We start from the raw sequence: 11,598 nt of genomic DNA on the forward strand, positions 1-11,598 counted from the left end.
CCCGGGCAGGAAGTGGTTCAGCGGCTTCTTCTCGATCGGGTCGACGCAGAACCCGCTCGACCGCCCGTAGGTGGTGAGCACGATCTCGTCGCCTTCGCGCGCCCGCACGAAGCAGACGCCGCGCTGGCCGTCTCGCAACTTGCAGGCACGCGGGCAGACATCGCACTGCACGCGGCCGTCGTCGAGGAGATGCCAGTACGACGTCGGCACGGTGAAGCGATCCATCAGCCGTCGCTTTCGGGGTCTCCTCGTGCCTGGTCGCCCGACCCATCGTCGCGATCGGTCTCGTCGAGGTCGTCGAGGTCCTCGAGCTCGGTCAGGTCGAGGTGGGCGAGCTCGGCGCGGAAGCGCGCCACCTCCTCGTCGATCGACGACGGATCGACGGCCGGGCGCCTGAAGGCCTCGTCGGCGTGATCGGTGTCGTCGTCCGCCCCGTCGGCGTCGACGTCGACGTCGAGGTCGAGGTCGACCGCGGTGCCCGCCTCGTCGAGCACGTGCTCGCTCACGAACATCGGGGCATGCAGGCGGACCGCCAGCGCGATGGCATCGGAGGGCCGCGAGTCGAGGTGTTGTTCGCCCGCCGGGGTCCGCAGCGTGAGGTCGGCGACGAACGTGCCGTCTCGCAGGTCGGTGACCTCGACCGTCTCGAGGCGACCGTGCAACCGCTCGACGAGCTCGGCCATGACGTCGTGGGTCAGGGGTCGATCGGTGCGGAATCCCGTCGCCGCGACCGCGATCGCCGCTGCCTCGGAGGCACCGATCAGGATCGGGAGCAGGCGGTTCGGTTCGTCGTGCTCGCGCAGGATCACCACGGGGAAGCCCGTGGACGACTCCGCCCTGATCGCGACGAGATCAACCAGCCTCACAACTTCATGGTACGCCCATGCCGAACGCACGGGAATGGGTCGAACGGCCCGAGAGTCGGTGGATCGCCGGACCCGGCGTCGGCGCCCTCAACGTCCGAGCGCTCGGCGCAGCTCGGCCCGGCTCCGGATGCCGAGCTTGCCGTAGACGCGCTGCAGATGGGTCTCGACGGTGCGCACCGAGACGTGCAGGCGCTCGGCGATCTCGGCGTTCTTGATGCCACCGGCGGCGAGCGACGCGATCTCGCGCTCGCGGCGCGTCAACGGGTCGACGACCGGCGCTCGGGTCAGCGCCGGTGTCGGGCTCACCTGCGCTGCGGGTCGCCATCGTGCCGATTCACGGTGCAGCGCCGCCGCCCGGCGCTGGTCGCCGGCCCGTGCGGCCGCATCGGCTGCCATCGCTGCCGCCTCGGCCGCCCACAGTGCGCAGCCGAGTTCCGCCAGCCGCGTCGCGGCGTCCTCCAGCCGGCCGGGATCCTTGTCGACGACTGCGCCCACCAGCGTGCCGATGGCCGGCATCAGGCTGCCCTGACAGGCAGCGGCGGCGGTCGCAGCCTGCTCAGCATCCCGCTGTCCGACGCGGTCGACGCGGGCGAGATCGAGCAGCGTGAGCAGTTCGAGCGGTCGGAGCCCCCGGGCGCCCAGCTCGGCCGCCGAGCGGCGGAGCACGCGCGCCGCTTCGTCAGTACGACCGCTCGCAGCCAGCGCCCACGCGCTGGCCTGCGCCAGCTCGGCGCCTGCCCGCGGGCCCGGCGCCGGGGGCACGTCGCTCGCCCTGCGCCACGTCGCCTGCGCCGCCTCGCCGTCCCCGAGCTGCGCCTCGGCGATCGCCATCCCGGCCAGCGACGACTGCATCGACGACGCGATCGAGAGCTCGGCCGCCGTCTCGAAGGCCTCGGCGAAACAGGGCAGCGCAGCCGCCGCGTCGCCGGCGAACAACTCGGTCCACCCGGCGAGGTCGAGGAAGAACAGCAGCGCCGTCACCTCGCGGCGGTGACGGCACGATGCGATCGCCTCGGTGGCGATCAGGCGAGCCGCTGCGATGTCGCCGAGGAACAGGTTCGCGAACCCGAGCGCGATCAGGTGCTGACCGTGCGAGCCGTTCGGGGTGTCGGCACCCCACTCCCCTTCCCAGGCCCGTTCGGCCAGCTGCGCACCGTCGGCGATCCGGCCGGCCAGCACCAGGGCCGGCGCACGGACGGCAGCGACGGCGAAGCGGACGTCGGGGTGGGACCGGTCGGTGATGCCCTGGGTGTCCTCCACGGCACGGGTCGCGTCGCCGCGGCAGTAGGCGATCCAGGCCTCGTGCGCCAGCACACGTTCGATCGCATCGACGTCGCGCAGCCCTTCGAGGCAGGCGACGTCGAGCCGCACCGCGGCCTCGGCATCGCGGAACCCCCAGAGCTGATTGGATGATCGCCGGATCGCCCGCCACATCCGCGTCCATTCGTCCGCGTCGTCGGGAAGCGGGTCGGCGAGCAATGCATCGGCCTCCACGAACCGGCCCAGCCTGATCAGGGCTTCGGCCAGCACCGCGCGGGTCGACTCGGTGTTGTCGGCGCCGAATGCGGCGGTCGCGAGATGACCCGCGTCGCGCACCCGATCGGATCGGAGTGCCTGTTCGACTGCGCGGAGCAGCGCCCCGGTCTCGACGGATCGGCCGGCGCCCAGCAGTGCGAGCGCCGTCAGCACGTGATCGTCGGCGCGGCGGGCGCCGTGGGCCTCGAGCATGGCCAACAGCTCGCCGTGACGACGGCGACGGGCAAGCGGCGTCATGTCCGCGACGATCGCCTCGGCGTGGATCGGGTGCCCGGCCCGCACCCGCAGTCTGCGCCGGTCGGACCACGTGACGATCAGGTGCCGACGTTCCATCTCCTCCAACACGCCGAACCCCACCCGATCGGCCAGATCGTCGACACCCAGCGGTCCCGCGACGGCGAGCAGTTCGAGGACGACGCGCTCGTCGGCGTCGATCGCACCCAGCCGATTGAGGATCAAACGCCCGAGGCTCGCACCCAGCTCGAGATCACCCGAGAGCTGGAACGTGCCGTCGTGATCGTCGAGCCGTCCGTCGCTCGCAGCCGTGGCCAACAGCTCGGTGATGAACAGCGGGTTGCCCAGCGTTCGCGCGCTCAGCTCGCGGACGAGGCCCGGCCCGACCGGCCCGCCGAGCACGTCCGCCGCGAGCTCGGCGGTCGCCGTCACGTCGAGCGGCTCGATCGGCAGCTCGACCACCCGTGCCGGCGTCAGCCGGATGAGCGCTTCGGACAGGCCGGCGCCGAGCGGCTGCGACGCGATGACGAACACCCGCCGGTTCGCAGCCAGGTGGACGAGCAGATCGCTCGACGCGCGGTCGAAGGCCGCGACATCGTCGATCACGATCGCATGTGGCGCACCATCACCGAGCTCCAGCGCCTCCTCGACGGCCCTGAGCACGGCGAGCTCGGCTGCCCCGTCACCGCCGGTGTCGAGCGCGTCGAGCGCGTCGGGGATCAACTCGGACAGTGAGGCATAGGGAATCCGGCCGGCCGAGTCGGTGGCCGACAGCCCGGTTCCTCGCCATCCGCGTTCGATCAGCCCCGCCATCGCACCCTCGGCGACGCGCGACTTGCCGATCCCGATCGGGCCGGTGATCAGGACTGCGCCGACCAGCGGGTCGCCGGCGAGGTCGAGCACGCGCTGGACCTCGCGCCCTCGGCCGACCGGAGGGGACGCTGCGCGTCGGTGCCTCATCGCCGCGCGAGCGTAGTGGTACGTACGTAGTCGCTGATCCGAGAGCCCCGTCGAGATACGTGGCCACCACGGATGCCACCGATGGCCCGATCCACGAGGGTCGTCGACATGCACACGACGACCCTCGACACAGCAGCCCCGCGCACCGACCACTCGACGGGCGAGGCCGGCAGCGAGATCCACCTCGACGGCGTCGGGTGGCGTACCTCCGACGGGGCGCAGCTGGTCGCCGACGTGAGCGCGCACATCGCTCCCGGCGAGCTCGTCGGCATCGTCGGCGCCAGCGGAGCGGGCAAATCGACCCTGCTCCGCCTGATCTCGGGGGCCCTGACGCCGACGACGGGCACCGTGCACGTCGACGGCGCGCCCGCCGACCGGCTCGACGCCGGGCGCCGGCTCGAGCTGGCCGTCGTGCCGCAGGACGATCACCTCCCTGCTGATCTGACCGTGCGGTCGGTGCTGACCTATGCCGCCCGCCTCAGGCTGCCGGCCGGGTCGTCGCGCTCCGATGTCGACGAGGCCGTCGCGCGCGGGTTGCGCGCGGTCGAGCTCGAGGAGGTCGCCGACCGCGCCGTCCGGCAGCTGAGTGGCGGCCAGCGGCGACGTGCCTCGATCGCCGCCGAGATGGTCGCCGGACCGCGCGCCTGCCTGCTCGACGAGCCGACCTCGGGGCTCGACCCGGTGACCGCGGCAACCGTGATGTCGGAGCTCGACGGCATTTCCGACGACGGCCGAACGGTCGTCATCACCACGCACGATGCCGCGGATCTGGCGCGCTGCGACCGCATCCTCGCGCTCGCGCCCGGCGGCCGACTCGCGTTCGACGGGACGCTCGCCGACGCGATGGCCGAGGCGGGAACGACCGACCTCGACCGGGTCCATCGAGCGCTGACACATGGTCGCCTCTCGCTCGGCTCCAGCGGCTTGCAGGGTCGCGAACGACCGCAGGCTCCGACGCCTGCCCCGTGGATGACGCCGCGGACGCGCCGCCCGGGTCGACTCCGCCAGTGGCACGCGCTCACGAGCCGCTCGATCGAGAACATGCGCCGCAACCGGTTGACGCTGGCGATCCTCGTCGGATCGCCGGCGATGGTCATCGCCATGTTCGCGGTGCTGTTCAATCGGGGCGCGTTCGACGCGAGCGCGCCGAGTCCGACCACCACGGTCATGATCGCGTTCTGGGTCGCGTTCGGCGGCTTCTTCTTCGGACTGACGTACGGCTTGCTGCAGCTCTGCTCGGAGATCACGATGATCAGCCGCGAGCGCCGGGCAGGTGTCGCCGTCTGGCTCCAGGTCCTCGCGAAGGTGACCGCTCTCGCGCCGATCCTCGTGCTGATCGACCTCTCGATGCTGATCGTCCTGCGATGGCTCGGCCGCCTGCCGGCCACGGACACGGGCACGACGGCGACGCTCGCGGTCACCCTGATCCTCGACTCACTGGCTGCGCTCACGGTCGGCCTGCTGGCGTCGGCCGCGGTGCGGTCGCCCGCGCAGGCTGCGCTGGCGCTCCCGATGCTGTGCTTCCCGGCGGTGTTGTTCTCGGGCGCGATCCTGCCGGTGCCGGCGATGGCCGTCGCAGGGCGCGGCATCAGCGCCGCGATGTCGAGCAGGTGGGCGTTCGAGGCGATCGGCAACGACCTCTCGCTGCGATCGCTGTTCTCGAACGACCCGTCACCGTTCGGGAGCGCGCTCCTGGATCAGTACGGGGACACCTGGACGACGTCGACGACGACGGTCTGGCTGGTGCTCGCCGTGTTCACCGCCGTCACGGGCGTCGCCGCGTGGGCGACGTTGGCCGCACGAAGCCGCGACGCTCGCTGACCCCGGTCGACGGAACCGACCCACGGCCACCGCGGACGCGGCCCGGCCGCGCGATTCAGGCTGCCTCGGGCGCAGTGCGGAGGCGCACCGACAGGCAGGTGATGCAGGCCTCCATCTTCTCGAACTCGCTGATGTCGACCACGACCGGGTCGTACCCGAGCGAGCGGACCACCTCGACCGTCTCGGGGGCACTGGCGTGCATCATCACCCGGTCGTCGCCGAGGTCGATCACGTACGACCCGGTCGGTTCGGGCGCGGGCCGGAACCGCGGGAAGAAGCTCGCATCGTCGACGAGCGGCGGGTACGCGATGAACGAACCGTCGGGGAGGGCCGTGATCCCCGACTTGAGGTGCAGCACGTGGCTGACCGGCACGGCAACGACGTTGGCGCCCCGCGGCGCCAGGATCTCGCGCAGCTGACGCACGCCTTCGGCGTTGGTGCGCGTGCTCAGGCCGACGTAGACGGTGGTGCCGACCTTCATGACGTCGCCGCCTTCGAGCGTGCCCGGCGCCTCGATCGAAGCGACGTCGTAGCCGAGGCGAGCGAAGTGCACGCCGAGGCCCTCGACCTCGTCGCGGCGAGTGGCGGCGCCGGGCCGGGCGATGACCGCCATCGTGCCGTACATGAAAACGTTGTCCTCCATGAAGACGGCGTCGGGATGCTCGTCGAGCGCGGTCGCTTCGACCACCTCCCAGCCGGCGCTGCGGAAGGCCTCGACGTACGCCTCCCACTGGCGGTGGGCGCGTTCCACGTCGACCGGCAGGCGGGGGATGTGCGTCAGCTCGCCTTCGTCGAGCAGGTGACCCGGCGGGCGAACGATGACGCGGCGCTGGTTCTGGACCGGCGCGGAGGCCGGGATGCGGTCCGGGGCGTCGAGCAAGTGGGTGGTCACGACGTCGTTCCTTTCGAGAGGTTGGTGGGGGTGGTCAGCGGCGAGACCGCGTGGGCGGCCGTCGGCCGGTGGTCGAGGTGCACGCCGGCGAGCATGCAGCGGACCGAACCACCGGCGAGCTCGATGGTCGGGATGTCGACGGCGACGATCTCGCACGACGCCTCGATCACGTCGCGCTGTTCGGCGGTCAACGCCCGGTGGGCGCGCGTCGACATCGCCAGCAGCCGGCCGTTGCGGCCGGTGAGCTCGAACGCGTTGCCGGCGAACTCGTTCATCTGCCGGTGGCTGATGGCCACGACCGTGCGGCCCGTCTCGGAGAGCCGCTCGACGATCTCGTCACGACGCGCCCCATCTCGGATCGCATCGAGGCAGACGAGCGCGAACGACGTGGCGATGCACATGAGGACGTTGGTGTGGTAGATCGGCACGCCGTGCTCGTCGAACGCATCGAACGCCATCGGCTCGAAGCCGAAGTGCGTGCAGAACCGTTCCAGCACGATCGGGTCGGCACGGTTGGACCGGGCGACGTAGGCGATCCGGGTGAGATGGTCGAGCACCATCGCTCCCGTCCCCTCGAGGTAGAGCCCGTCGTGCTCGAGGCCCGAGTAGTCGATGACGTCCTGGACGCGGTACTGCTCCTTGAGCATCTCGATCACGTCGGTGCGGCGCTCGAGCCGCCGGTTCGGCGAGCACATCGGATAGATCGCGACCCGACCGCCGAGGTGCGTCGAGAACCAGTTGTTCGGGAACACGCTGTCGGGCCGGCCCGGCACGTCGTCCTCGAACAGGTGGACGCGCACGCCCTGCGACTCGAGCGCAACGGCGAGTGCAGTGGCCTCGGCGTGGGCGGCCTCGGCCAGCTCGGCCGGGGTGCGTTCCGCCGCCGAGCCCTGGAACACGTTGTCGGCCGCAGTGACGTCGTTGACGGTGAAGTGGTGGGGTCGCACCATGACGACCGATCGGGGTGCTTGCAGCGACATCGGCTCAGGCCCCTGCGACGTCGACCGTCATCTCGTCCTCGACGAGCTGGAACAGGTTCTTCGGGTCAGCCGGCTCGGCGACCAGCTCGATCCGTTCGAAGTAGCGGTCGCCGCCCTCCCGGTCGAGCGCAGCGTCGAGGTAGCTGAGCGCCGTGAAGTCCTCGACGGCGAACCCCACCGAGTCGAACACGGTGATCTCGTCGGGGGAGGTGCGGCCCGGCCGGTCGCCGGTGAGGACCTGCCAGAGCTCGGTGACCGGCCAGCTGCGCGGCAGGTGCTGGATCTCGCCCTCGATGAACGACTGCTCGGCGTACTCGACGAAGAGCGAGCTGCGCTTGACGAGCTCGATGTCGAGCTCGGTCTTGCCGGGGCAGTCACCGCCGAGGGCGTTGATGTGCACGCCACCGTCGGTCGCCCGTCGCACCATGTCGTCGGTGAGGACCGTTGCGTTGCGCTTGTCGGCCGTGCACGTGGTGATGATGTGCGCGCCGGCGATCGCGTCGTCGGCACCGGTGGCGCGCACGACGTCCAAGCCGAGCTGCGCGGCATTGGTGACGAACTTGTCGAGCGCGGCCGGGTCGGTGTCCCAGGCCCGGATCGTGTCGATGCCCAGACACCGGTGGAACGCGAGCGCCTGGAACTCGGCCTGGGCCCCGGTGCCGATCAGCGCCATGGTGCCGGCGCCCGGCGGCGCCAGTGCGCGTGCCGCCATCACCGACGTGGCCGCGGTCCTGAGCGCCGTGAGCAGGGTCATCTCCGACAGCAGGCGCGGGTATCCGGTCGCGACGTCGGCGAGCACCCCGAACGCCGTGACGGTCTGCAGACCGCGGCTCGTGTTGACCGGGTGACCGTTGACGAACTTGAAGGCGTACGTCCCGCCGTCGGACGTGGGCATCAGCTCGATGACGCCGTCGCCGGAATGGCTGGCGAGACGCGGGGCCTTGTCGAAGGCCGGCCAGCGCCGGAAGTCGGCCTCCAGCGCGTCGACCAGGTCAGAGATGATCGATTCGAGGCCGGTGTCGGCCACCCATCTGGCGAGGTGGTGGACGTCGACGAATCGGACCATGGATTCCTCCTGTGCGAACGACCGGCAGGGCGGTTGGGGCGAACGGGTGGGCGAATGCACTCCTCCACCGTACGGTCGTGCACCGTGCATTCTCAATCGGCAATGAGGGCACTTTCCGTGCAGCGACCGACCATCTTGCTCATCCACATCGTACACTCTGCACAGTGGCAGATCTCGATGACATCGATCGGCGGCTGATCGCGCTGCTGCGGGCCGACGGGCGGGCGCCCGTCACCACCCTGGCGCGTCAGCTGGGCGTCACGCGCGCCACGGTGAACAGCCGGCTCGAACGGCTGACCGAGTCGGCGACCATCCTCGGCTTCACGGTTCGCACCCGCGACGGCTACGGCGACGATGCGGTCCGCGCGATCACGCTGATCGAGGTCGAGGGACGCACGACGCTCGACGTCATCAAGCAGCTCCGCGGCATGCCCGAGCTGCAGTCGTTGCACACGACGAACGGTGGCTGGGATCTCGTCGCCGAGGTCCAGACCGACACCTTGCGCGACTTCGACCGCGTGCTCGCCCAGATCCGCTCGGTCGACGGCGTGATCAACAGCGAGTCGAGCCTGCTGCTCAACTCGGTCCTCCGCAGCAGCGATGTCGCGAGTGGTGTCTGACACAACTCGCAACGGGCGACGCCGCGCCAGGCGGGCGGCGAAGCCCGATGTTGCTCAGTCCACGAGCCGGCCGTGACGGTGGCGGGTGCGGCTGATCGCCTGCTCGCGCACCCAGTGCTGCAGCTCGACCATGCCATCGCCGACCGGCGGCTCGGCGTCGATCGGAACGTTGGCGCGGTGGGCGACCCGACGGGCCTCGTCGTCCAGGTCGCCGAGCAGGCGGACCCGGTCGACCCCGTCGAGCCGTTCGACGAACCGGTCGGCCGGCTCAGTGCGGGCGTCGGACTCGACGACCTCGACGCCCGCCACCGCAGCAGCGGCGCGCAACATCGCGAGCGCGGTCTCGTCGTCGCCGTCGTGCCGAACCGCGACTCGAGCGAGCGGTCGGTAGCGCAGCACGTTCGATTCGCAACGCAGGCCGGACGGGTCGTGCTCGACGGCGTAGCGATCGCGCCACGCAGCTTCGTAGGACGCCCGAGCCGCGTCGACCGAGGGTGCAGGATCGGAGATCCGAGCGAACTGGGGGACGTACCCCGGACCGCCCGCCTTCGCCCCGCCACCGACACTCGAGTGCTTCCAACCGCCGAACGGCTGACGCCGGACGATGGCACCCGTGATGTGCCGGTTGACGTACGCGTTGCCGATCTGCACGCCGGCCAGCCATCGCTCGATCTCCTCCACGTCGAGCGAGTGGATGCCTCCCGTCAGCCCGAACTCCGGCGCGTTCTGGAGCTCGATCGCGTGGTCGAGGTCGCGGGCCCGCATCAGTCCGAGCACCGGGCCGAAGCACTCGGTGAGGTGGAACCACGAGCCGGGTTCGACCCCGACGCGAACGCCGGGCGTCCAGAGCCGGCCGTCGTCGCTCGACGGCTGCGGCCGGACGAGCCACCACTCCCCCGACTCGAGGGTCGTGAGTGCCCGCTCGAGCTTGGCGGCCGGCGGCGCGATGACGGGCCCCATCATCGACGCAGGATCGGTGGCGGGCAGCACCCGGAGACTCCGGACCGCCTCACGCAACCGGCGCTGGAACGCGGGATCGTCGTAGACCGCAGCCTCGATGATGCCGAGGCTGGCAGCAGAGCACTTCTGCCCGGCGTGGCCGAACGCCGAGCGCACGAGGTCGGCGATCGCCAGGTCGAGGTCTGCCGACGCCGTGACGACCAGCGCGTTCTTGCCGCTCGTCTCGGCCAGCACGCGAAGGTCGGGCCGCCAGTCGAGGAACATCGCCGCAGTGTCGTAGGAGCCGGTCAGCACGACGGTGTCGATGTCGGGATGCGTCACGAGGTGCGTACCGACGGGTCCGTCGTCGCAGATCACGAGATGCAGCACGTCGCGGGGTACGCCGGCGCGCCAGAACTGATCCGCGATCCACGCGCCGAGCTCGAGCGCCTCGGGCGCCGGCTTGAGGATCACGCTGTTCCCGGCGGCCAGTGCGGCCGCCACGCCGCCGGTCGGGATCGCGTAGGGGAAGTTCCACGGTGCGATGACGGCGACGACGCCCCGGGCCTCGACCCGCATGCCGGCCTCCTGCGCCTGCGCGAGCGCCCCGAGACCGTTGGTGCCGTAGTAGCGGCAGAAGTCGATCGCCTCGCTGACCTCGGGGTCGCCTTCGCGAGCCGTCTTGGCGACGGTACGGGCCATCAGGCCGATCGTCTCGGCCCGCTCGCGCTGCATGAGATCGGCGGCGTCGCGCAGCCAGAGCGCCCGTTCCTCGGGCGAGTGGGGCGTGTCGGCCACGACGGCCGCCGCCGCGACCGTTGCGTCGATGGCGGGGATGTCGGCGTGCGGCGTGGGACGCCGACGTGGTGACCCGATCGCGCGGCCGATCGCAGCCCTGACCTCGGGATCGGTCATGTCGCTGTCGGGCTGGTTGGCGAACGACCCCGCGACGGGCTGCAGCGGCCGGCGGTGGCGCCGACGCGAGACGTTCACGCGGCCGGCGACCGATCGCCGGAACCGTTCGGCCTCGCGATCGAACGCCGGCGTGTTCGGCCGAAGCGTGAACAGCGAGCGCAGGAAGTTGTCGGGCTGGGTGTTCTCGTCGAGCCGGCGCGACAGGTAGGCGATGCTCGCATCGAAGTCCTCGTCGGCGACGACCGGCGCGTACATCAGCAGCTCACCCGCTGCCGCGTACACGGCGCGCGCCTGGGCAGGAGCCATCCCCTCGAGCATCTCGATGTCGACCCGGTCCCGTGCATCGAGCTGGCGAGCGACGACGAGCGCCCACGCGATGTCGAACAGGTTGTGACTCGCCACACCGACGCGGAGCGCGCCGCTCCACTCGGTCCGGAGTGCGCTGTCGAGCATCGCCTTGAAGCTGGCGTCGACGTCGGCCTTCGAGCCGTACGGCGCCGGCAGCCACCCGTGCAGCTCACCCTCGACCTCCTCCATCGCGAGGTTGGCGCCCTTCACCAGGCGGACCTTCACGTGCCCGCCGGCTCGCTCGAAGCGCCGGCGCGCCCACTGGCCCAGCCGCTCGAGCGCCTCGTGGGAATCCGGGAGGTACGCCTGCAGGACGATGCCGGCGTCGATCGCCGCGAACTCGTCCTCGTCGAGCACCCGCATGAACGACTGCAGCGTGAGCTCGAGGTCGTGGTACTCCTCCATGTCGAGGTTGACGAAG

General features: G+C 71.1%; 8 protein-coding genes and 1 pseudogene. 2 read left to right on the forward strand and 7 right to left on the reverse strand.

The window, feature by feature from the left end:
* The 3 genes and pseudogenes from QNJ12_RS21445 to QNJ12_RS21455 all read right to left on the reverse strand — a co-directional run.
* Positions 1–225: pseudogene (locus QNJ12_RS21445) on the reverse strand (AmmeMemoRadiSam system radical SAM enzyme); the annotation flags it as partial.
* Entirely contained in the window at positions 225–866 is a 642-nt protein-coding gene (locus QNJ12_RS21450; RefSeq protein WP_300625820.1) for a bifunctional nuclease family protein, read from the reverse strand. The gene QNJ12_RS21450 and the pseudogene QNJ12_RS21445, both read right to left, overlap by 1 nt.
* An 87-nt stretch (positions 867–953) precedes the next feature.
* On the reverse strand, positions 954–3,596 hold the full coding sequence (locus QNJ12_RS21455; RefSeq protein ID WP_300625821.1) for a LuxR C-terminal-related transcriptional regulator: 2,643 nt from the start codon (positions 3,594–3,596) through the stop codon (positions 954–956).
* A gap of 108 nt (positions 3,597–3,704) precedes the next feature.
* Between QNJ12_RS21455 and QNJ12_RS21460 the strand changes: the two genes are divergently transcribed.
* Positions 3,705–5,417 (forward strand): ATP-binding cassette domain-containing protein, encoded by a 1,713-nt coding sequence (locus QNJ12_RS21460; RefSeq protein WP_300625822.1) that lies wholly within the window; start codon positions 3,705–3,707, stop codon positions 5,415–5,417.
* Positions 5,418–5,472: 55 nt separating this feature from the next.
* Here the strand turns inward: QNJ12_RS21460 and ddaH are convergent, their stop codons facing one another.
* The 3 genes from ddaH to QNJ12_RS21475 are packed head-to-tail and all read right to left on the reverse strand — an operon-like array spanning position 5,473 to position 8,355.
* Positions 5,473–6,276, reverse strand: coding sequence for a dimethylargininase (gene ddaH / locus QNJ12_RS21465; protein ID WP_367281834.1), 804 nt, complete (start codon positions 6,274–6,276; stop codon positions 5,473–5,475).
* Between the two features lie 29 nt (positions 6,277–6,305).
* Positions 6,306–7,289, reverse strand: a complete 984-nt coding sequence (gene ctlX / locus QNJ12_RS21470) for a citrulline utilization hydrolase CtlX (RefSeq protein ID WP_300625824.1) — start codon at positions 7,287–7,289, stop codon at positions 6,306–6,308.
* Positions 7,290–7,293: 4 nt separating this feature from the next.
* Positions 7,294–8,355: an ornithine cyclodeaminase gene (locus QNJ12_RS21475; protein ID WP_300625826.1), complete on the reverse strand. Its 1,062-nt coding sequence runs from the start codon at positions 8,353–8,355 to the stop codon at positions 7,294–7,296.
* A gap of 164 nt (positions 8,356–8,519) precedes the next feature.
* Between QNJ12_RS21475 and QNJ12_RS21480 the strand changes: the two genes are divergently transcribed.
* Entirely contained in the window at positions 8,520–8,975 is a 456-nt protein-coding gene (locus QNJ12_RS21480; RefSeq protein WP_300625827.1) for an Lrp/AsnC family transcriptional regulator, read from the forward strand.
* Positions 8,976–9,029: 54 nt separating this feature from the next.
* On the opposite strand, the gene QNJ12_RS21485 is transcribed toward QNJ12_RS21480, so the two are convergent.
* On the reverse strand, positions 9,030–11,598 hold a 2,569-nt coding region (locus QNJ12_RS21485; protein ID WP_300625828.1), incomplete at its 5' end, for a proline dehydrogenase family protein.

Source organism: Ilumatobacter sp. (assembly GCF_030065885.1).
In the GTDB taxonomy this organism is placed as follows: Bacteria; Actinomycetota; Acidimicrobiia; order Acidimicrobiales; family Ilumatobacteraceae; genus Ilumatobacter.